18 protein-coding genes are annotated in these 19,562 nt (G+C 33.1%); 5 read left to right on the plus strand and 13 right to left on the minus strand.

Annotated elements, in window-relative coordinates; translation table 11 throughout:
• Positions 1–31: 31 nt before the first annotated feature.
• Both B0A81_RS05565 and B0A81_RS05570 read right to left on the minus strand, forming a co-directional pair.
• A complete protein-coding gene (locus B0A81_RS05565) occupies positions 32–631 on the minus strand; it encodes a lipoprotein signal peptidase (RefSeq protein WP_089057099.1) in 600 nt (199 codons plus the stop codon).
• A gap of 120 nt (positions 632–751) precedes the next feature.
• Complete coding sequence (locus B0A81_RS05570; protein ID WP_089057100.1) at positions 752–952, minus strand: hypothetical protein; 201 nt, start codon at positions 950–952, stop codon at positions 752–754.
• A 178-nt stretch (positions 953–1,130) separates the two neighbouring features.
• Between B0A81_RS05570 and B0A81_RS05575 the strand changes: the two genes are divergently transcribed.
• On the plus strand, positions 1,131–1,487 hold the full coding sequence (locus B0A81_RS05575; protein WP_089057101.1) for a roadblock/LC7 domain-containing protein: 357 nt from the start codon (positions 1,131–1,133) through the stop codon (positions 1,485–1,487).
• 31 nt (positions 1,488–1,518) lie between these two features.
• Positions 1,519–1,899, plus strand: coding sequence for a hypothetical protein (locus B0A81_RS05580; RefSeq protein WP_089057102.1), 381 nt, complete (start codon positions 1,519–1,521; stop codon positions 1,897–1,899).
• A gap of 241 nt (positions 1,900–2,140) precedes the next feature.
• Here the strand turns inward: B0A81_RS05580 and B0A81_RS05585 are convergent, their stop codons facing one another.
• The 5 genes from B0A81_RS05585 to gdhA form a co-directional block, all read right to left on the minus strand.
• The gene (locus tag B0A81_RS05585) at positions 2,141–2,521 is read right to left on the minus strand and encodes a TraR/DksA family transcriptional regulator (RefSeq protein ID WP_089053287.1); all 381 of its coding nucleotides are present in this window, start codon (positions 2,519–2,521) and stop codon (positions 2,141–2,143) included.
• Between the two features lie 10 nt (positions 2,522–2,531).
• Positions 2,532–5,933 (minus strand): isoleucine--tRNA ligase, encoded by a 3,402-nt coding sequence (ileS, locus tag B0A81_RS05590; RefSeq protein WP_089057103.1) that lies wholly within the window; start codon positions 5,931–5,933, stop codon positions 2,532–2,534.
• Between the two features lie 130 nt (positions 5,934–6,063).
• Positions 6,064–6,777 carry a DNA repair protein RecO gene (gene recO, locus B0A81_RS05595; protein ID WP_089057104.1) on the minus strand — a complete coding sequence of 238 codons (714 nt, stop codon included), beginning with the start codon at positions 6,775–6,777 and terminating at the stop codon, positions 6,064–6,066.
• Between the two features lie 66 nt (positions 6,778–6,843).
• Positions 6,844–9,126 carry a type IX secretion system anionic LPS delivery protein PorZ gene (gene porZ, locus B0A81_RS05600; protein ID WP_089057105.1) on the minus strand — a complete coding sequence of 761 codons (2,283 nt, stop codon included), beginning with the start codon at positions 9,124–9,126 and terminating at the stop codon, positions 6,844–6,846.
• 126 nt (positions 9,127–9,252) lie between these two features.
• Entirely contained in the window at positions 9,253–10,596 is a 1,344-nt protein-coding gene (gene gdhA / locus B0A81_RS05605) for an NADP-specific glutamate dehydrogenase (protein ID WP_089057106.1), read from the minus strand.
• 322 nt (positions 10,597–10,918) lie between these two features.
• Here gdhA and B0A81_RS05610 point away from each other — a divergent pair, with 322 nt between their 5' ends.
• The gene (locus B0A81_RS05610) at positions 10,919–11,710 is read left to right on the plus strand and encodes a THC0290_0291 family protein (protein WP_089057107.1); all 792 of its coding nucleotides are present in this window, start codon (positions 10,919–10,921) and stop codon (positions 11,708–11,710) included.
• Positions 11,711–11,776: 66 nt separating this feature from the next.
• Here B0A81_RS05610 and B0A81_RS05615 read toward each other — a convergent pair whose 3' ends face one another.
• The gene (locus B0A81_RS05615; protein ID WP_089057108.1) at positions 11,777–12,919 is read right to left on the minus strand and encodes a cystathionine gamma-synthase; all 1,143 of its coding nucleotides are present in this window, start codon (positions 12,917–12,919) and stop codon (positions 11,777–11,779) included.
• A gap of 104 nt (positions 12,920–13,023) precedes the next feature.
• Between B0A81_RS05615 and B0A81_RS05620 the strand changes: the two genes are divergently transcribed.
• On the plus strand, positions 13,024–13,767 hold the full coding sequence (locus tag B0A81_RS05620; RefSeq protein WP_089057109.1) for a DUF3298 and DUF4163 domain-containing protein: 744 nt from the start codon (positions 13,024–13,026) through the stop codon (positions 13,765–13,767).
• 69 nt (positions 13,768–13,836) lie between these two features.
• Here the strand turns inward: B0A81_RS05620 and B0A81_RS05625 are convergent, their stop codons facing one another.
• The 5 genes from B0A81_RS05625 to B0A81_RS05645 all read right to left on the minus strand — a co-directional run bounded on the left by B0A81_RS05625 (position 13,837) and on the right by B0A81_RS05645 (position 18,302).
• Entirely contained in the window at positions 13,837–14,976 is a 1,140-nt protein-coding gene (locus tag B0A81_RS05625) for an ATP-binding protein (protein WP_089057110.1), read from the minus strand.
• A 135-nt stretch (positions 14,977–15,111) separates the two neighbouring features.
• Entirely contained in the window at positions 15,112–15,867 is a 756-nt protein-coding gene (locus B0A81_RS05630; RefSeq protein WP_089057111.1) for an SDR family NAD(P)-dependent oxidoreductase, read from the minus strand.
• Between the two features lie 172 nt (positions 15,868–16,039).
• Complete coding sequence (locus B0A81_RS05635) at positions 16,040–16,555, minus strand: GNAT family N-acetyltransferase (protein WP_089057112.1); 516 nt, start codon at positions 16,553–16,555, stop codon at positions 16,040–16,042.
• Positions 16,556–16,601: 46 nt separating this feature from the next.
• Complete coding sequence (locus B0A81_RS05640; protein WP_089057113.1) at positions 16,602–17,321, minus strand: hypothetical protein; 720 nt, start codon at positions 17,319–17,321, stop codon at positions 16,602–16,604.
• 108 nt (positions 17,322–17,429) lie between these two features.
• The gene (locus tag B0A81_RS05645) at positions 17,430–18,302 is read right to left on the minus strand and encodes an aldo/keto reductase (RefSeq protein WP_089057114.1); all 873 of its coding nucleotides are present in this window, start codon (positions 18,300–18,302) and stop codon (positions 17,430–17,432) included.
• A gap of 212 nt (positions 18,303–18,514) precedes the next feature.
• On the opposite strand from B0A81_RS05645, the gene B0A81_RS05650 reads away from it, so the two are divergent.
• Positions 18,515–19,519, plus strand: coding sequence for an AAA family ATPase (locus B0A81_RS05650; RefSeq protein WP_007807095.1), 1,005 nt, complete (start codon positions 18,515–18,517; stop codon positions 19,517–19,519).
• Positions 19,520–19,562 lie beyond the last annotated feature (43 nt).

Raw genomic sequence — 19,562 nt, forward strand, 5'->3', positions numbered from 1 at the left:
TGGAATTTGGAATTTTAATATTTTGAAATAATTATGCGTGTTTCGGGAATGCTCTTTTATTAAAGACTAATAATATTCCGACTCCTGTAGAAATAGCCATATCGGCAACATTAAAAATGGCATTAAAAAACATAAAATGCTTTCCGCCAAAAACAGGTATCCAAGAAGGAAGATTACCTTCCCAAATTGGAAAATAAAACATATCAACCACTAAACCATGAAACCATGTTCCGTATGGTTCAGGCGAAAAAATTGTTGCCAAACTATGCGTGCTGTCGTCAAAAATTACTCCATAAAATACAGAATCAATAATATTACCAGCTGCTCCAGCAAATATTAATGCGATAGAAACAATCAAATAAGTAGAATGACGTTTTTTTATAGCATCTGAAAGCCACCATCCAATTCCGAATACAGCAAAAATTCTAAAAATTGTTAAGATTAGTTTTCCGTATTCTCCTGGTATTTTTGTTCCCCATGCCATTCCTTCATTTTCTATAAAATGAATTCTAAACCAATCAAAAATCACAACTTCTTCACCTAAAACAAAGTTTGTTTTTACATAGATTTTTGAAAGCTGATCGACAATTAAAACTAAAAATATAAGGAAATACGCTTTTCGTAATGACATTTTAAGAAATTTTGATGGGCAAAAATAGTAATTAAATCAAAAAAAACGTCCCTAAAGGAACGTTAATTCTTTGCAGTAAATCTAAACCTCATCAGTTTTCATTAAACGCAGTCCGAAAATCTACTTTTTTGCTGTTGCAGGGCTATCAGCAAAAAAATTAGAAATAGATTTAAGCAGTCCTTTTCCTTCTGCTCCTGCGGTACTTTTTTTTGCCGCAGCTTTGCTCAAATCAGATTTAAATTTTGTTCTTAACTTCTCAAATTCCTTCATTCTGCTCTCGACGTCAGAATTTACATCTTTGAATTTCAATACTTTAGCCATACTGTAAGTTTTATAAGTAAAAAAAATAAAATATTAACGATTTGATATTACAATGATACATATTTTAATTTATATTTGTTAATAAAATTAACAATTGTTTAGTTATTACATTAAAAAAATTGCCGAACCAATGTGAAATACCACCTATTTTTAACAACATCCCTAATCCTACAAAAATATGAACGAAATCACTTCTGCATTAAATGACTTTTTAACCAGCACCAAAGCAACTGCGGCTTTAATTTTAAACGGAAAAGGAAAACTCATCACCTCCCTGAATTTAGATTATGGAGACAGCGTTGCCGCTATGAGTGCAGCAATTTTATCGATGAGCGAAAAGTTTCTTCTTGATCTAGAAAAAGGACTACTCAAACAACTTTACCTAAAAACCTCCGAAGGTGTAGTTATTGGAAACAAAATCAGTGGCACAAATTTCGTCATTGTGTTTTCAAAAGAAGGAAGCAATCTTGCCTTATTAATGCGTTCAACTGACGAACTTTCATCAGAACTTAGTAAAAATTCCCTATTGAAATAACATAAATCTATTAACCACAAACCCAAAAACTATGAGCAACGATTTTTTAAACGTGTTTTTAAATGAAATGAAAACTAATGTAAATGGCTTTATTGCAGTATCTGTTACTGAAATTGAATCAGGATTAAGCTTTGGCAATTTAACTGTTGATCCGGCTTTTGATCCAGAATTAGCTGCTGCTTACAACCTAGAAGTTGTAAAAGCTAAACTAAATGCTGTAAAAGCTTTAAACTTAAATCAAGACATTGAAGATATCTTGATCACACTTTCAAATCAAATTCACGTTATTGACATTTCTCCTAACAAAAAATTCATGATTTATTTGGCTGCTGATGCACAAAAAGCAAATCTTGGAATGACAAGAGCGGTTCTAAGAAAACACAAAGCAGACTTAGAAAAAAATCTTGCTTAATTTTCATTATTCTTAAAATTAGAACTGTTCCTAAACTGGGCAGTTCTAATTTAAATACTCTTCCTTTACCACTTCAACTACAATTCTTACAAAAAATAAGTCCAAAAAGCAGCGGTGAGCTATTGTTTTGAAAATAAATTCTTTCAAAAAAGACTTAATCGCCGCATTACTCCTTCTTAAAAACATTAAACAAAAAAAACGCCCCTAAAAGGAGCGTTATTTCTTTGGATAGATATATTTATTATCTCTGCAAATTTTTAGCTTCGATACTCATTGTTGCATGAGGAACGATTTTAAGCCTTTCTTTGCTGATTAATTTACCTGTTACTTTGCAAATACCATATGTTTTGTTTTCAACACGGAATAACGCGTTTTTTAAATCGCGAATGAACTTTTCTTGTCTGATAGCCAACTGAGAGTTTGCTTCTTTAGACATTGTTTCACTTCCTTCTTCAAAAGCTTTAAAAGTTGGAGAAGTATCGTCTGTTCCGTTATTCAAATCATTCATATAGGCACTTTTGATCAAGTCAAGATCTTCTTGTGCTTTTTTTATTTTGCTTTGTATTATTTCTTTGAACTCCGCCAAATCAGCGTCAGAGTATCTTGTAATTTCATCTATCATGGTATTTATCTTATTTTGAAATTAATATCACTGTTTTAATATCATCAAACTCAATTTCTGTGCCGTTTTCTAAAGCGTCTACAAAAACCAAGTCGTCTGTTAATGTCTCAGACTTAATATAGTCTTCATTTTTCAAAATAGCTTCTTCTAAAAGTCCATTTCGTTTAATTTGAACTTTGATCTTATCAGTAACTTCAAATCCTGAATCTTTACGGATATTCTGAATTCTATTTACTAATTCTCTCGCGATTCCTTCATTTTTCAATTCTTCAGATATTGTAATGTCAAGCGCAACTGTAATTCCATTTGAATTTGCAACCAGCCAACCTTCGATATCTTGCGATGTTATTTCGACGTCTTCTAGTGATAAAGTTACATTATTTCCAGAAATAACAATATCCAGCGTTCCCTGCTTATCTAACTGATTAATTTGTTCTGCTGAAAAAGCTTGTATTTCTTTGGAAATCAGACCCATATCTTTTCCAAAACGTGGTCCTAATGCCTTAAAATTAGGCTTAATTTGTTTCACTAAAATACCTGAATCATCATCTAAAAGTACGATTTCTTTCACGTTTACTTCAGCTTTTACAAGCTCAGATATAGCTTCAATTTCAGCTCTCTGATTCTCGTCAAGTACTGGTATCATTACCTTTTGCAGCGGTTGACGCACTTTAATCATTTCCTTTTTACGAAGTGATAAAACCAATGATGATATGGTTTGCGCCTTCTGCATTTTGCTTTCTAACGTTTTATTAACAAAGTTTTCGACAAATTTCGGGAATTCAGCCAAGTGAACACTGGCAAATTCCTCAGTTTGCGTTGAGCTTGTCAAATCTCGGTACAATTTATCCATGAAAAAAGGAGCGACCGGAGCGCTTAATTTGCTTATCGTCAATAAACAAGTATAAAGCGTTTGGTAAGCTGCGATTTTATCATGAGCATATTCACCTTTCCAGAAACGACGACGACATAAACGAACGTACCAGTTACTCAAATTCTCCTGAACGAATTCAGAAATAGCTCTTGTAGCTTTTGTTGGCTCATAATCTTCGTAACATTCATCAACAAACTTCACTAAAGTATTCAGCTCAGATATAATCCACTGATCGATTTCTGGTCTTTCGTTTAACGGAATTTCCGCTTCAGCGTATTTAAATCCATCGATATTAGCATATAATGAGAAGAACGAATACGTGTTATATAAAGTTCCGAAGAATTTACGGCGAACCTCAGCAATTCCTTCGATATCAAATTTCAGGTTATCCCAAGGATTTGCATTTGAAATCATGTACCAACGCGTAGCATCTGGACCATATTCTGCAATTGTTTCAAAAGGATCTGTTGCATTGCCTAAACGTTTCGACATTTTTTGTCCGTTTTTATCCAAAACCAAACCATTCGAAACTACATTTTTATAGGCAACTTTATCAAAAACCAAAGTTCCAATAGCGTGTAAAGTATAAAACCATCCACGAGTTTGATCAACTCCTTCTGCAATAAAATTCGCTGGAAAATCTTTATTATCGTCAATTTTATCTTTGTTTTCAAAAGGATAATGCCATTGTGCATAAGGCATTGCTCCAGAATCGAACCAAACATCAATTAAATCGCTTTCACGTTTCATTGGCTGTCCTGAAGCTGAAACCAACGTAATTTGATCAACCACATTTTTATGCAAGTCAATTAAATCATAATTAGATTCAGACATATTTCCAATTTCAAAACCTTTGAATGGGTTTTCTTTTTGAAAACCTGCTTCGATAGATTTCTCGATCGCATTGTACAATTCTTCTACAGAACCAATAAGAACTTCTTCTTTTTTGTCTTCAGTTCTCCAAATTGGCAACGGAATTCCCCAATATCTAGAACGAGATAAGTTCCAGTCGTTAGCATTTTTAAGCCAATTTCCAAAACGTCCTTCACCAGTAGACTTAGGTTTCCAATTGATAGTTTCGTTCAGGTCGAACATTCTATCTTTTACATCGGTTACTTTAATGAACCAAGAGTCTAGAGGATAATATAATAACGGCTCATCAGTTCTCCAGCTGTGTGGATAACTGTGCACGTATTTTTCAACCTTAAAGGCTTTATTTTCTTCTTTTAATCGAATAGCAATTTCAACATCGACAGAACGCTCTGGCGCTTGTCCTGCATCATAATATTCGTTTTTCACGTATTTACCAGCAAGTTCACCTACATGCGAAGTGAATTTTCCTTGTAAATCTACTAAAGGAACAGCCGTTCCATTTTCGTCCAATACTAACATTGGCGGTACTTCCGGTTTTGCTTCTTTTGCTACTTTAGCATCATCAGCACCAAAAGTTGGAGCGGTATGTACAACTCCTGTTCCGTCTTCGGTAGTAACGAAATCTCCTGCGATTACTCTAAATGCATTTTCTGCATTTTGGTATGGCAATACGTAAGGCAATAATTGTTCGTAACGGATTTCTACTAAATCAGCTCCTTTTGCTTCGGTTAAGATTTTATATGGAAGTTTTTTATCGCCGTTTTTAACATTATCAAAATCAGCGTCGTCTTCACTTAAGAAAAATCCTTTTCCGAATTGCTTTCCAACTAAGTTTTTAGCCAAAACAACATTGATTGGCTCAAAAGTGTATTGATTGAATGTTTTTACTAAAACATAATCGATTTTTGGTCCAACTGTCAAAGCTGTATTTGATGGAAGTGTCCAAGGCGTTGTCGTCCATGCTAAGATGTGAATATCTCCAAAACCTTGTAAAAAGCTTGGAAGCGTTTCTGGCAAAGTTTTAAACTGCGCTACAATCGTAGTATCTGTAACATCTCTATAAGCTCCAGGCTGATTTACTTCGTGAGAAGATAATCCTGTTCCCGCTTTTGGAGAGTATGGCTGAATCGTGTAACCTTTGTACAACAAACCTTTATCGTAGATTTGTTTTAAAAGCCACCAAACAGATTCCATATATTTTGGTTTATAAGTTACATATGGATCTTCCATATCTACCCAATATCCCATTTTTTCGGTCAAATCATTCCATACGTCAGTATAACGCATAACGGTTTTTTTACACGCTTCGTTATATTCTTCGATAGAAATTGTCTTGCCAATATCTTCTTTTGTAATTCCTAATTCTTTCTCAGTACCTAATTCTACAGGCAAACCGTGAGTATCCCATCCGGCTTTTCTTTTTACCTGAAAACCTTTTTGAGTTTTATATCTGCAAAAAATATCTTTAATCGCACGTGCCATTACGTGGTGAATTCCCGGTAATCCATTTGCTGAAGGCGGACCTTCAAAAAATACGTAAGGTTCTGCACCTTCGCGAGTAGTTACACTCTTTTCAAATATATTTTCTTTCTTCCAAAAATCAAGAACTTCAGACGCTACAGTTGGTAAGTCAAGTCCTTTGTATTCAGTAAATTTTGTGCTCATTTTATCCTTTTCTTAAACGAGGTGCGAAAGTAAGGAATTTTGAGGGAAATAGATAAAAGATGACGGAAAAAAGACCAATAACAGGTAATTTCACGTGGATTCCGCAAAAAAAAACAGCCTTTTAGCTGATTTAAGAGAAAACTTCCTTTAAAATCTCTAAAGATTTCGGCTTTTTGAATCCATCTAAATGAAAACTATAGTAATCAATAATAATTTTTAGCAGAATTTGTCTTTCTAAAACATGAAAAACTTTTTGATCGTTATCAAATTTTAAATCGAGTAATTTTTTCAGCAAATTGGTTTCGTGCTCGGAAAGTGTATTTCCGCCTGAAAAAAGTGTAAAAACCCCATCATTCATCTCAAAATGCGGCAAATCTACCTCTGAAACATCTGGATAAAACCCTAGATATTTTGTGATTTCTAAAAGTAAAATTAAATGAAAATTCGAAATTTCATCATGATGATCCAGCCAAGTCAATGCGGTTTCTAAAAACACAAATAGTGACTCGTTTTTTTCTTCTTCTTGAATGGAATAATGAAGCATTTCTGAAAGAAACATTACCATTGTACTTTTTACAAGATCTGTGTGAATGCTTTGAAAAGGAACTGCAGTTTTTATCTCTTTGAAATTTTCTAAAGTACCTTTGTTTTTATGAATGGCTTCTATTTCTAAAATCGACAACGGCTGAAAATAAGCAATCTTCTGACTCGCTTTTCGACTTGAAAAAGCATCACGTACAAAATAAGACTTCAGTCCGTTTGAAAGCGTAAAACATTTTACGATCAGACTTTTTTCCTGAAATTTTAAAGAGGAGATTACTATTGCTTTTGTTTTGACTTGCACGAAATGATTTTAGATTTTTCAACTTTTGACTTTTGACTTTCGACTTTCAGACTATCGCCTTTCAGACTATCGAATAATCATCACTTTCTTAACTTTAGTTTCTCCTCCGTCTTGCGCCGAAATAAAAACCATATACACACCAGAGGCCACTTTATATTTACCAAAAGCGGTTGTATCCCATTCTATGGTTCCGCCTTCTGAAGTCGTTTCGAAAACAAGATTTCCTTCAATATCAGTGATTTTAATATTGGCTTTATCTAACAATCCAGCCACTTTTACAGTTCCAGAATAGGTTGGACGAACTGGATTTGGATAAACATAAACGTTACTCAAATCATCATTAGCTCCAGTTGCAACTCCTTTAAACGAAATCATTCCTTTGTTTGTCGCTATAAAAACTTCGCCAGTTGTACTGTTGATCTTAATATCATTTACCATATTACTTGGCATTGGAGAATTATTTATGGTAAAATGGTATTTGGTTTCCTGCCCATTAGGCGAAACCATAAAAATTCCAGAATCAGCCGTTCCAATCCATTTATTATTTGATCCATCTACTGCAATAGAAGTAATAAACTGTTCGTACATTAATTCCTGAGCCAAATTATCTTCCATGATAATAATTGGATTTGCTTTTAATTGGCTGTCAGATTGAAAACTTCCCACGTTCGACAAAACTCTTAATCCCTTTGTAGTTCCTATCCAAAGTTGATTTTTAGTATCTATCACTACAGATCTCACATCTGGAGCTGGTAAATTTCCTGCGTCAACTCCAAATGTCATTTTCTTAAATGTATTTGTACTCTCATTAAAAGCAATCACACCTTCGTTACTGGTCGAAATCCATTTGGTATTATTTCTATCAATAACAATATTAGCATAACTGGTTGTTTCTGCATTATTCAAAATTGAACTGGTTGCGTAACTTTGCCATTGTCCGTTGGCTTTCAAAACTTTCAATCCGTTTTTAATCCTGCTGTTTGTTATCCAGAGATTTCCAGTTTTATCGAATGCGGTTCCATTTATACGAACATCTTTATAATTTGGCCCTTCGTAAGTTATACTTTCTAAACCGCTGTTTTTTTCGTTATACAAAAAGTTAGGAATATCGTTCTCCACTCGCAGCAAACCTGAAAAAAAAGAACTTGCATAAACTTGTTTTTCATTTCTAGGATTCACAATAATTCTTGTAATAGATTTTGCATCATATACTTCAGAGTACGGAATATTCAGCCAGGCAGAAGAAGCGTATTTACTAATTCCGTAACTATCTAAATCATACGGATTATAATAGGTATCATAATCTCCGTAAACTGCCCAAAGTACATTTGGCGTAACGTCTAACGAAAAAATATTATTCCTAAAAGGTCCTGCTGGTGTACTATTTACAAAAGTTCCCGCACTGCTGAGCGAAGAAGTAACTAATCCTTTATCTTTTGTTCCGATGTATAATAAATCTCCAACTGCTGAGGCGCAAGTAAAAACCAAGCTGTTATCTAAAACCTGAGTATTTGAAATCTGACGATTTAAAACCATCTGATTATTATAAATATAAACTGCATTGGGAGTGGTAATAAACAAATTGCGGTTCACTGTCCGCATATCAGAAGAAGGCTGTGAAAGCTGTAAAAAACCAATAAAATTAATTGAATTATAGCGGTGAATATTACCCGAAGCGTTAATTGCTATTAATTCTGAATCTAAAGCTTCAACACTTGACCAATCGCCGGTATTCACAACAGTCCATTGACTAAAATCGTTTAGATTAGCATTTGTAATATCTGCTTTTCTAATTCCAGACGAAGTGGCCGCAAAAATAAATCCGTTAAAAAAAGCAGTTTGTTTAACACTTATTTCAGCACCATTATCACCTATAAAATAAGTATCTCCAAACTGTAATGCTGTTAAATTGAACTGAACAATTCCAAAATCGCAGGAAATATAGAGCAATCCGTTATGCTCCATTATATGATTGATCTTTTTAATATTTGAAGGAAGCTGTTTGTTTATTACATCAACTTTCTTAGTTATACTTCCGTCAGTTTCATTAATAATAATCATCAAACCATTTTCATAACCAATGATCGTTTTTTTGAAAGCTTCACTATGATAAACAGCAGAAATTGTCTGTCCAGAAAGACCATCGACGGTTGTTTTAGTTTTTAGTAAATTTGATGTGGTGTTTTTAAAAAACAACGCGTTTTCTGACGCAGCAAAAACTGTATTTGGTGACTCTGAAATATCTTTAATTTCATTGAAGGAAAAATAACCCTGCCATGACAATTGACTTTGAGCAAAACCAAATTGAAACAAAGTCAAAAACAAGATATAGAGCGATTTTCTGGTCATTTTTAATATATTCGGATAGACAAATATACTATAAACAAATACATTTAATTTTTGTTGATACATAAAAAAAATGCTCTCGATTCATCCTGAAAGACAAATGAGAGCATTTTTCAATTGTAATTAATCTTACACTACACCTTGTGCAAGCATAGCATCGGCAACTTTAACAAATCCGGCAATGTTAGCTCCTTTTACGTAGTTTACATAACCATCTTCTTCTGCACCGTATTTTTTACATTGGTTGTGAATTCCAACCATGATATCTTTCAATCTTAAATCTACTTCTTCGCTTGTCCAGTTTAAACGAATTGAGTTTTGTGTCATCTCTAATCCAGATGCCGCAACTCCACCAGCGTTAGCTGCTTTTCCTGGAGCAAAAAGTACTTTATTATCTAAAAACAATTTAATAGCATCTAAAGTTGAAGGCATGTTTGCCGCTTCAGTTACACATAAAACGCCATTATCAATAAGTTTTTGAGCATCTTCTCCATTCAACTCATTTTGAGTCGCACAAGGAATAGCAATATCTACTTTTACTTCCCAAGGGCTTTTTCCTTTATGGAAAACAGCATTTGGATATTTCTCCAAATATCTTTCAGCTCTGTTATCTCCACTTGCTCTCATTTCGACCATATGCTCGATTTTTTCGCCAGAGATTCCTTCTTCATCATAAATATAACCATCAGGACCAGAAATAGTAACTAGTTTACCTCCTAATTCGTTTATCTTAAGAGCCACTCCCCAAGCTACATTTCCAAATCCAGAAATAGCAACTCTTTTACCTTTAATATCATGTCCAATAGTACGAAGCATTTGATCTGTAAAGTAAACAACTCCATAACCTGTAGCTTCTGGTCTAATCAAAGAACCACCGTAAGCAATTCCTTTTCCTGTTAAAACTCCAGTAAACTCATTTCTAATTCTTTTGTATTGACCAAATAAGTAACCAATTTCTCTAGCACCAACACCAATATCTCCAGCAGGAACATCCAAATCTGGACCAATATGACGACATAATTCTGTCATAAATGATTGACAGAAACGCATGATCTCTCCATCAGATTTTCCTTCAGGATCAAAATCAGAACCACCTTTTCCACCACCCATTGGCAATGTTGTCAAACTATTTTTAAAAACTTGTTCGAAAGCTAAGAATTTCAAAACAGATAAATTTACTGTATGATGAAATCTAATTCCTCCTTTATAAGGTCCAATAGCAGAATTCATTTGAATTCTAAAACCTCTATTTACAATTATTTCTCCTTTGTCATCAACCCATGGAACTCTAAAAATTATAGATCTTTCCGGCTCAGCAATTCTAAGAAGTAAATTTTTTCCATCATACTTCTTACGTTCTGCGATAAATGGTATTACAGTTTCTGCAAATTCTCTAACCGCTTGAAGAAATTCTGGTTCATTTGGATTTTTTGACTCAACTTGAGCCATAAATTCATTTATTTTTTGTTCCATTTTTAAATAAATTATTCAAATAATAGTTTAACTTTTAATCCCTTAAATAAGAAAATACGTTTTAAGAAAACGTTTTCGTTACAACAGACAAAGATACATCAAAATGATCATGCATTGTTATTTTTTTTCGTTTTTGAAGCAGAATTGTGTTATTTCTAAACAAACAATCAAATACAATTTTACCCTTCCGAATTTACATCTAATTACCACACTTAAAGTCAGAAAATTAAGTATTTCGTTATTAATTTTCTATTAGAAGTTCATAATATTTTGAATAGATCACGTTTTTTATATATTTGCGCGATATTTGAAAGCCTCAAAAATGTGTAAGAACCTATATTTCATTATTTTCGCCTTGTTTGGCATCTCAACAATAAACGCTCAATCGTCTCTTGCGCATGAAATAGGAATCATGTTTGGTCCCGTAACTTTTCAGTCTGACTATGGTGAAAGAAATAACTTTGACACCAATGTTGGTAATACGGGTTTTAGCATTGGAATTATTCACTTTACCAACTTTTCTGCAAATAATAATGGAGAAAGTTTTTTTACAGAACATTTCAAAGTACGCACCGAGTTTTCATTCACGAAAACCAATCTGCATCATTTTGGAAAATGGGTCAGCAAAAACCCTCCAACACCAGCAGTACAAAGACTTAAAGCTATGAGTGGAAGTACAACGATGGTAAATCTTGGTCCGCAATTAGAATTTTCTCCATTCATGAAAATACACGATTACGAAAATATTCCCGGAAGTTTAAGCCCTTATGTAAGTTTAGGTTTTCTGGTAAGTTATTATTCTACTAAAACAAAATCAAGTCTAGGTGAATTGGGAGTTCCTGAAACGACACCAATAAAATACTTGACTCCTTCTGATGGCCGTGAACACGGCTATTCAAGCGAAAGTAATTTAGCTTTATCAGCAACTGCAGGCGCAGGTGTTCACTATAAACTAACCAGTATGAGTGACTTAATGCTTGAAGCCCGTTTTCAAGTCTTTAATTCTGATTGGGTTGATGGTTTAAATCCAAACAAAGACATTTACAAAGAAAACAAATCAAACGATTGGCAAGTCTGGTTTAATGTAGGATATATTTATTACTTAGACTTTTAAAGAAATTTCAAAATAAAAATCCCAAATTCCAATTTTACTCATTTTGGAATTTGGGATTTTATATGTCTAGGCTAAAGCTTGTTCTAAATCTGCAATTAAATCTTCGGCATCTTCAATACCTACACTCAATCGAACTAAATCATCTGTAATACCAACTTCGGCTCTTTTATCAGCAGGAATAGAAGCGTGTGTCATTAAAGCTGGATGATTTGCCAAAGATTCTACTCCACCCAAAGATTCAGCCAAAGTGAAAACTTTTAATTTCTCTAGAAAAGCAATAGAATCTTCTTTTTTACCTGATTTAAAAGTAAAAGAAACCATTCCGCCGAAAGCCTTCATTTGTTTCTTAGCAATTTCATGAAACGGATGACTTTTTAATCCTGGATAATAAACAGTATCAATTTTTGGATGTTTAGTTAAAAAATCCACCACTTTTTCTCCGTTTTCACAATGTCTTTGTACTCTTAATGAAAGTGTTTTGATTCCTCTTAAAACTAAAAAACTATCCATTGGTCCTAATGTAGCACCGGTTGCAAATTGTTGAAAATGCAATTGATCTCCCAAAGCTTCATCTTTTACAATTAAAGCGCCGGCAATAACGTCAGAATGTCCGCCTAAATATTTTGTAGCAGAGTGCATAACAATATCTGCTCCTAAATCAAGAGGTTTTTGCAAATAAGGTGTTGCAAAAGTATTATCAACAGCAAATAAAATTTTGTTCTCTTTTGTGATTTTGGCTACCTCTTCAATATCTGCCAATTTCATCAACGGATTTGTAGGTGTTTCTACCCAAACCAATTTCGTGTTTTCATTAATTAACGACTTCAATTTTTCAATATCTGTCATATCAACAAAATGAAACTTAATTCCAGAATCTTTATAAATACGAGAAAACATTCTGTATGTTCCTCCATATAAATCATCCATTGCTATAATTTCATCACCAGCTTTAAACGATCTCAAAATACAATCTGTCGCTGCTAAACCTGATGAAAATGCTAAACCTCGAGTACCATTTTCAATACTTGCTAAAGCATTTTCTAAAGCGCTTCGAGTTGGATTTGATGCTCGGCTGTATTCGTAATCAGCCAACGGTTTTCCTGGGCTTGTTTGAATAAAAGTTGAAGTTTGATACACCGGAGGCATAACAGCTCCCGTACTTGGATCATGATGCTGACCACCGTGAATTACCTTAGTATTGAATTTCATATCGTTATAATTTTTATATCTTTATTTACAGGACAAATTTACCGTTTAATTTATTTTATCGAGACACAACTTCTTACCTTTGTATTTAATTAACACTTATTGATATGAAACATTATTCTTTTTTAATCTTTTTGTGTTTGATTTTTATAAGCTGTAATAAAGAACTTTCATTTGAAAATGAAACGTTTGAAGAAAAATCAACTATTCCGTGCAAAAATGACTGCCCAAAAATCAGCATCGATATTCCGATAGCAAAAAATAGTTCACTAGCAGCCGATAGTATCAACAAGAAAGTTTTTGCGGTGGTAAAAGAAATCATTTATTTTGGAGATGACTCAACAAAAGTGAATGACTATAAATCATTGTCAAAATCTTTTATTACATCGTATGAAGAAATGCATCAAAAATTTCCAAATGACACTTTTGGCTGGGAAGGAAAAATAACTGGAAATATAGAATTTGAATCAGATCAAATTTTAAATATTAAGATCGATCATTATACTTTTACCGGAGGAGCTCATGGTTATCAAGGATTTCGATCTTTACTTTTTAATTTAAAAACGGGAAAAACCATTTTTAATAATCAGCTTTTTAAAAATGAAAAAGATTTTCTGGCTTTCGCCGAAAAAGAATTCAGAACCCAATATAATATTCCACAAAAATCAAATATAAATGCAACGGGATTAATGTTTGAAAATGACAAATTTCATTTACCTCAGAACATTTTCTATACAGATAAAGGTTTACTTCTGTACTATAATGCATATGAAGCAGCATCTTACGCCGACGGACCAAAAAAGATTTTATTCCCTTATGATAAAGTCAGTAAATATTTAAGGTTTCAATAATTTATGCTAACACGCTTTTAAGTTAGAGGTACTGCGGTGTGTCTCTACAGAGAAAACTTAGTGCCTTATCTACTGAACGTCGTACTTCATTTTACGCAAAACACGTAAAGCTTCTTTAAAAGACAAATACACTTGCCCAAAAGGTTTCAATAATAATTTAGCATCTATCAGTTTTTGCTTGGCTTCTTCGAAACCATTCAGATAACAAATCATAAAAGTCGAAGGAAGATTCTCCAGATCTTTTAATTCACGCTCTGATAAAGCAATGCCTTTTTGCAATTTTTGAAGCAATGCCATATTTGAATTATAAATATGATAAAGCATTTTCCTGTTGAATTCTGGAGGCTGAAAAAGTATTTCACGATCAATTTTATAGTAACCATTATCAAAAAAATGGATCGTTTGTTTCTCCAAAGGATAATAACTCGTTTTATCGTTTAACCCAAGCGGCACATACTCAGTTATTGTAAAACTATCATCGTCGTAAACAATTGTAACAACGTCTTGTGCTGAATAAAACAGCTTAATTTGTTCGTTGATTAATTCAATATCAACTCGAGATAAGAATGTTTTATCACGAGATTTTTTAGGAACACCAGCCCAGCAAATCACAAATAATTCTTTAAAAACATGATATTTAGGCGACATGTCTTTGTGCCTGAAATTCATAAAATCAATTACACCATCCAGTGTATATTGAATGCTGTTTCGGGAACTATTTTCAATTCCAATTACCGTTTCAGTATTCTGATAATTTTTCTCGATTTCACCTTCAACAGGAACAGAATTACTGCCGCGTCTCACAAAAACACTGTTGGCCGTGATAGTATGAATACCTTTTTTAAAATATGAAATTTTGCTTTTAGGTTTAATTGTGACCAATCCAATTACTTTATCTTTTGGAAGATTTGGAAACGGCACATTCTCATACTGAATTTTAGGAGGATTTTCTAAGAAAGCATTTACAAGATTTTGAATACGGCTATCATCAAAAAAGTCGTCTCCTACAATCTCATTATCATGATCTTCAACTCCAACAACGATATAAGAATTATTGGTTGGATTTGAGTTTGACAAAGCGCAAATATGCTTCAGAAACTTGCCTTTTCCTTCTCTGGAATGTAAATTCAGCTGCCTTTTTTTATCATAAAAACTGCTCTCGTCATTGTGAGCAAGTAGATTCTTTATTAAAAGGCGTTTATTGATCATATCGTTATATTATTTTCACAATTCGAGCGATAGCGAATAAGCAAAGTAATTTTACTAATTCGCACTAATTTAATCTATTAAAACTTAAAATTAAAAAAAAGACGCACTACTGTGCGCCTCTGCATTCAATTTTATTTAAATATTTTTCTTGACAATTGTTGAAGATGCCTGCGCTGTACTCATCACAACCAAATCGGCAATATTTACATGATAAGGTCTTGAAACTACAAAATGAATAATATCTGCGATATCTTCTGCCTGCAGTGGATCAAAACCTTTGTAAACGTTTGAAGCTCTTTCTGCATCTCCCTTAAAACGTACTTCGCTAAATTCCGTTTCTACCATTCCGGGATGAATGGCTCCCACTCTAATTCCAAACGGATTCAAATCAATTCGCATTCCTGCAGTAATAGCATCAACAGCATGTTTAGTTCCGCAATACACATTCCCATTCGGATAAACTTCTTTTGCAGCGGTTGAACCAATATTTATGATATGTCCGGATTGTTTTGCTGTCATTTTAGGAATTACAGCTTTTGAAACATACAAAAGTCCTTTAACATTTATATCGATCATAGCATCCCAATCGTCTAAATCTCCTGTTTGAATCGGATCTAAACCATGTGCATTTCCTGCATTGTTAATCAAAACATCAATATCTGAAAAATCTGCAGGAAGAGATTCTATTTTTTGAAGAACATCATTTTTATCACGAACATCAAAAGAAAGCGAATGTACTTCGGTAAAAGCAGAAAGTTCTTTTTCTAATTCTTCTAAACGCTCTTTACGTCTTCCGCAAAGAATAACTTTATAGTTGCTTTTTGCCAGAATTTGAGCAGTTGCTTTTCCTATTCCGCTTGTCGCACCAGTAATTAAAACTGTTTTTTTCATTATTAAATTTTGTTTTTAACACATAGAGACATCGTTTTAAAAATTCAAAAAAGGCGCTTCACTTGCATTAACAAACATAGCTATATGTAAATGCTTGTCATTTATTTTTACCTTCTTAAAAACAATAAAATTCTATGTTTCTATGTCTTTATTTTTCAAGCCAACGATTCAACTAATTTTGTCCATTTTTATTTTTCCAAATTTCCAAATTCAACACCATATTGAGCGCCGTCCAAGTTTCACCTTCTACTTCTCTTATTAGTTTTTTATCTGGATTTATATTGAACCCAACTTTTTCATAACATTTTATAGCGCCAATATTAAAATCAAAAACATTCAATTCGATATGTCGCTCTTTTCGGTTTTCAAAAATGAACTTCAACAATAAAAACACCATTTGCTCACCAACACCTCTTCCTCTTTGATTTTCATCAATAATAAGAATTCGTCCAAGTTTTGCAGAATCATCTTTAAAATAAATTTCAGAATGTCCTATCGTAGTATCATTTGAAGTATTTACAACTCTAAAAGCAATTCTATTTTTATCAGAAAGTGTTTTATCTATTTGCTCTTCCGTTAATGGAAAAGTAAATTCTGGCCCGCCAAATTGCATTAATTCTTTTGCATTTTTGATGGAATTAATCAATTCTGGATAAAACTCTTTATCGAATTTTTCTAATCGTATCATTTCAGAATTTATCTTTTAGAATATTAATTTTTAGAAGTAATTGTTTTTAACTCCAATCAAAATACTGAAACACCTCACCTTTTTCATTATTTACAAATAACAGAATTTTATCTTCACCTAATTCCGAATAATTATATCCTGTAACACTTCCCACAAAATTCAAGCTATCAATATTAATTTCTAACTCGTCTAATAATTGTTGCAAATATTCAAGTCCATATTCATCATCATATACTCCTCCTAAAGATTCATATACTTCTCTTTCATGGTCGCTATATCCGCCAGAATATTTATTACCCTGAATAAACTTACCTGTTTTTAAAAACATATCTCTAGTTAACCAATAATTAATCACTCCTTTTATATAAAAATAGTAATCAAAATCAATTTTCTCTCTTCGTTTATCCTCTGTTTTTGTAAATTCTGTTTTAGTTAAATACTTATCTTTATGTTCCTTGTAAATATCTTCAGCCTCTTTATACCGTTCAAGAGCTTTTTCAAATTTAGGCATTTGCTTGAAATCACCTTCAAACCTATACTTATCACCTACTCTTTTGAACTTGATAAAATTGTAACCAAAATTTTTATCTAAAATTTCTACTTCTGGATCGCCATTACCATATACTGTAATAAAATGCACCTTGCCAATACCTTTGTTTATCGAATCTAATTCAACTGTTAGTAGTGGAAAAAACATTGTTTTATGAAAATTTGTCGGATCTACAAAAACCTCCTCAATTGCAGGAAATAATCTAATATTTGCCATTTTATTACTATTTTAAAACTGTTATGTGTTACAAATATTATCGAGTAACACATAACAGCAAAAATATAGTTTTTTCTTACAGTAAATAAACAAGAATTAACTTAAATACTATGCGACATCGTCACCCATACTTTCAGTCCAAATTGCAAACCAGTCTTCTTTATCCATTTCCAGTTCAACCGCTTTCATTAACGCCTGAATTCTGGCAATGTTTACTGTTCCAGCAATTGGAATAACTCCTGATGGATGTTTTAAAATCCAGGCAAGTAAAAGTGTATCTGAACCAAAACCGTATTTTTGAACCAGATCCGCCAATAATTTTTTCAAACGACGCGTTTTTTTAGTGTCTTCTCTAAATACAGTTCCAAGCGGATTCCATGATAACGGACGGATTCCGTGCGTTTGCATATAATCTAAACTTCCATCAACCATTGCTTCATAATGAGTTGCCGAAAATTGTACTTGATTGTAACTCACTTCTGTTTTCTGACGAATCAATTCAGTTTGAGAACTGGTGAAATTTGAAAGTCCAAAATCAACAATTTTCCCTTCTGATTTTAATTTCTCAACAGCTTCAGCAATTTCGTCAGCCTGCATCAATGGACTTGGTCTGTGCAATAAAAACACATCAACGAAATCTGTTTTTAATTTTTTAAGAGATTCTTCGACAGACCAAATAATATATTCTTTAGAATAATCGTAATGCTTGATTTTGTTAGTACGGCTTTCAGCAATCATCTGAATTCCGCATTTTGTAATTAATTGTAGTTTTTCGCGCGAAATTTTACTGGCTTTAAAAGCCTTTCCAAAATCGGCTTCAGTGGTGTAGCCTCCATAAATATCGGCATGATCAAAAGTGGTGATTTTATTTTCGACACAAATTTGTATCATATTCTCCATCTCTTTAGTTGTTAGGTTTTTATCCCAAACTCCCCAATTCATAGTGCCCGAAATAATAGGCGATAATGCTGTTTTACTCATGGTTTTATTATATTATTTTTGCTAATATGTATGCTTTTTAAAAGCATAATCATCAAAGTTCTTAAAAATATAAAAATAGATTCACAATTCGTCCTTAAAATTAGAACTTTGGTCGAAGTTTTAACCATTCTTTAACATCTTACTTCTCAAAAAATAGTCAATTTGCACTCTCAAAATTCAGGCATAAAAATCAAGGTTTTAAAAATATTTATATGGAAGAAAATACAACGACTTTAGACATTAGAGCGATAAATGAAAAAATTGAGAGAGAAAGCGCTTTTATAGACCTTCTTACAATGGAAATGAACAAAGTTATTGTGGGTCAGAAACATATGGTCGAGCGTTTGTTGATTGGTCTTTTAGGTCAAGGACATATTTTGCTTGAAGGAGTACCTGGATTAGCAAAGACATTAGCAATAAACACTTTGTCACAAGCAGTTCAAGGATCTTTCAGCCGTATCCAGTTTACCCCTGACTTATTGCCTGCCGATGTTGTTGGAACGATGATTTACAACATCAAAGCAAACGAATTTTCTATTAAAAAAGGACCAATCTTTGCTAATTTCGTACTTGCCGATGAGATTAACCGTGCTCCTGCAAAAGTACAATCTGCTCTTTTAGAAGCGATGCAGGAAAAGCAAGTGACTATTGGTGACACCACTTTCAAACTAGACCGTCCGTTTTTAGTATTAGCGACTCAAAACCCTGTTGAACAAGAAGGAACTTATCAGCTTCCTGAAGCACAGGTTGACCGTTTTATGCTGAAAACTGTAATTGATTATCCAAAAATCGACGAAGAGCGTTTTGTAATTCGTCAAAACTTAAAAGGATCTTACGAAAAAGTAAATCCTGTAGTCTCTGTAGAACAAATTTTACGTGCGCAAGAAGCGGTTCGTGAAGTTTATATGGATGAAAAAATCGAAAAATACATCTTAGATATCATCTTTGCTACTCGTTATCCAGAGAAATACAAACTTGCCGATTTAAAACCTCTTATCAGTTTTGGAGCATCTCCACGTGGAAGTATCAATTTAGCTAATGCAGCAAAATGTTACGCTTTCATTAAACGTCGTGGATATGTAATTCCAGAAGATGTTCGTGCAGTTGTACATGATGTTTTACGTCATAGAGTTGGAATAACTTATGAAGCTGAAGCTGAAAACATTACTTCTGTAGACATTATCAACAAAATCGTAAACGAGATTGAAGTACCTTAAAAATTTGTTTCAAGTTTCAGGTTTCAAGTTGTTGCAAAACAAA

The sequence above is a fragment of the Flavobacterium plurextorum genome, from assembly GCF_002217395.1.
GTDB lineage: Bacteria > Bacteroidota > Bacteroidia > Flavobacteriales > Flavobacteriaceae > Flavobacterium > Flavobacterium plurextorum.

Bases quoted from the DNA above. Each gene is read 5' to 3' on its own strand.
- B0A81_RS05630 (WP_089057111.1), bottom strand. From the start codon at position 15,867: ATGAAAAAAACAGTTTTAATTACTGGTGCGACAAGCGGAATAGGAAAA.
- B0A81_RS05580 (WP_089057102.1), top strand. From the start codon at position 1,519: ATGAGCAACGATTTTTTAAACGTGTTTTTAAATGAAATGAAAACTAAT.
- B0A81_RS05635 (WP_089057112.1), bottom strand. From the start codon at position 16,555: ATGATACGATTAGAAAAATTCGATAAAGAGTTTTATCCAGAATTGATT.
- ileS (WP_089057103.1), bottom strand. From the start codon at position 5,933: ATGAGCACAAAATTTACTGAATACAAAGGACTTGACTTACCAACTGTA.
- porZ (WP_089057105.1), bottom strand. From the start codon at position 9,126: ATGACCAGAAAATCGCTCTATATCTTGTTTTTGACTTTGTTTCAATTT.
- B0A81_RS05570 (WP_089057100.1), bottom strand. From the start codon at position 952: ATGGCTAAAGTATTGAAATTCAAAGATGTAAATTCTGACGTCGAGAGC.
- B0A81_RS05615 (WP_089057108.1), bottom strand. From the start codon at position 12,919: ATGAAATTCAATACTAAGGTAATTCACGGTGGTCAGCATCATGATCCA.
- B0A81_RS05585 (WP_089053287.1), bottom strand. From the start codon at position 2,521: ATGATAGATGAAATTACAAGATACTCTGACGCTGATTTGGCGGAGTTC.
- B0A81_RS05640 (WP_089057113.1), bottom strand. From the start codon at position 17,321: ATGGCAAATATTAGATTATTTCCTGCAATTGAGGAGGTTTTTGTAGAT.
- gdhA (WP_089057106.1), bottom strand. From the start codon at position 10,596: ATGGAACAAAAAATAAATGAATTTATGGCTCAAGTTGAGTCAAAAAAT.
- B0A81_RS05575 (WP_089057101.1), top strand. From the start codon at position 1,131: ATGAACGAAATCACTTCTGCATTAAATGACTTTTTAACCAGCACCAAA.
- B0A81_RS05620 (WP_089057109.1), top strand. From the start codon at position 13,024: ATGAAACATTATTCTTTTTTAATCTTTTTGTGTTTGATTTTTATAAGC.
- B0A81_RS05565 (WP_089057099.1), bottom strand. From the start codon at position 631: ATGTCATTACGAAAAGCGTATTTCCTTATATTTTTAGTTTTAATTGTC.
- B0A81_RS05625 (WP_089057110.1), bottom strand. From the start codon at position 14,976: ATGATCAATAAACGCCTTTTAATAAAGAATCTACTTGCTCACAATGAC.
- B0A81_RS05645 (WP_089057114.1), bottom strand. From the start codon at position 18,302: ATGAGTAAAACAGCATTATCGCCTATTATTTCGGGCACTATGAATTGG.
- B0A81_RS05610 (WP_089057107.1), top strand. From the start codon at position 10,919: ATGTGTAAGAACCTATATTTCATTATTTTCGCCTTGTTTGGCATCTCA.
- B0A81_RS05650 (WP_007807095.1), top strand. From the start codon at position 18,515: ATGGAAGAAAATACAACGACTTTAGACATTAGAGCGATAAATGAAAAA.